Annotated in this window: 1 protein-coding gene; it reads left to right on the top strand. The window is 71.7% G+C overall.

Annotated elements, in window-relative coordinates:
- Positions 1 to 242 precede the first annotated feature (242 nt).
- The gene (locus ALA01S_RS35390; RefSeq protein ID WP_066343587.1) at positions 243 to 1,832 is read left to right on the top strand and encodes a methyl-accepting chemotaxis protein; all 1,590 of its coding nucleotides are present in this window, start codon (positions 243 to 245) and stop codon (positions 1,830 to 1,832) included.
- Positions 1,833 to 1,846: the final 14 nt, after the last annotated feature.

Raw genomic sequence — 1,846 nt, forward strand, 5'->3', positions numbered from 1 at the left:
AGACCGGCGCCGACATGCTCACCAAGTACAAGGAAACAGCCCGCGGCGGCCTCGCCGTGAACATCGTGGAGTGCTGAGCACCCCTTGCCTGCGGCAAGGGATTGCGTGCCCGGGAAGCCGCCCTGCGCCGCTTCCCGGGCGCCATCGAATGAGCTGATGGGACCGGCCCCCGACAACAACACAAGCGACAGGGAGGCGGCCGCGGCGCGGGCAAGGGGGGGCTCGTGGCGTGGCCTACACCAATGTGGAATTCCAAGCAGGGCGGCCTCTCGCGGCTGCTTTTTTCCCGGCTGTCGATCACGGCCCGCCTGCACCTGGGCTTTGGCGTCGCCCTGGTGCTGCTGCTGGCCGTGGGCGCGCTGAGCTGGCTGCAGACCAGCCTGCTGTCCGAGCGCACGCGTGTGCTGGTGGAGGAGGACGCGCGCCGCGAGTCCCTGGCCAATGACATGCAGATCGCCGTGCAGGACATGGTGATCGCGCTGGCCAACCTGTGCCTGACCGCGGAGCCGTCCGCGATCAAGGAGCTGCAAGGGGCCTTCGACGCCACGGTGGAGCGCTATCAGCAAGCCAAGGCGGCGCTGACCAAGCTGCCCATGCGCGGCGACAACCGGGGCTGGGAGGAGGCGCTCTCCAGCCTGAACGACTTCGAGCAGGGCGCGCTGCCGCCCTTCAGCCTGGTGGCCCGCATGGCCGGCGATGCCGACGTGCAGTTGCTCCAGTACTTCTATTCGACCCAGGTGTCGATTCCCCAGAAGAACTGGATGTTGAGCCTGAGCGAGCTGCGCAAGGCCATGGCCGACTCCATGGCCGCGGCGGCCCGGCAGTCCCGTGAGGACGCCCAGCGCTCGCAGTGGCTGACCGCGGCCATCGTGGCCGTTGCGGTGGCGGGGGGCGTGCTGTCGGCACTGCTGATCGCGCGCAGCATCAGCCGCCCCATGCGCCACGCGGTGGAGGTGGCCATGACGGTGGCCAAGGGCGACCTGTCGGCGGACGTCGGCAGCGAGCAGCGCGACGAGATCGGCGAGCTGCTGCGCTCCTTGGGCCGCATGCAGGAGGCGCTGCGCACGCTGGTGGGCGACATCCGGCGCAGCGCCGACAGCATCCAGCTCGCCTGCGGCGAGGTCGCGGCCGGCAACGCCGACCTCTCGCAGCGCACCGAGCAGGCGGCCGGCAACCTGCAGCAGACCGCCTCGGCCATGGACGAGCTCACGGGCGCGGTGCGGCAGAACGCGGAGTCCGCGGCCAGCGCCAACGACCTGGCGCTGTCGGCCTCGGAGGCGGCGCGCCGCGGTGGCGAGGTGGTGCAGCAGGTGGTGGCCGGCATGGCGGACATGGCGGCGTCCAGCCAGCGGATTGCCGACATCATCGGCGTCATCGACGGCATCGCTTTCCAGACCAACCTGTTGGCGCTCAACGCTGCCGTGGAGGCCGCGCGGGCCGGCGAGCAGGGGCGGGGCTTCGCCGTGGTGGCCGGCGAGGTGCGCGGCCTGGCGCAGCGCTCGGCCGCGGCGGCCCGCGAGATCAAGTCGCTCATCGCCGACAGCGTGCGGCGGGCCGACTCCGGCACCCGGCTGGCGCAGGACGCCGGCACCACCATGCAGGACATCATGGCCTCGGTGCAGCGCGTGACGCAGGTGCTGGACGGCATCAAGACCGCCTCGGCCGAGCAAAGCGAGGGCATCGCGCAGGTCAACGGCGCCGTGGTGCGCCTGGACGGCATGACGCAGCAGAACGCCGCGCTGGTCGAGCAAGGCGCGGCCGCCGCGCAATCGCTGCGCCAGCAGGCCCAGCGGCTGCATGGGCTGGTGGGCGTGTTCCACCTCGGCGGCTGAGCCCGCGGCCCGGG

It is taken from the genome of Azohydromonas lata NBRC 102462 (genome assembly GCF_001571085.1).
GTDB classification, from domain to species: domain Bacteria; phylum Pseudomonadota; class Gammaproteobacteria; order Burkholderiales; family Burkholderiaceae_C; genus Azohydromonas; species Azohydromonas lata.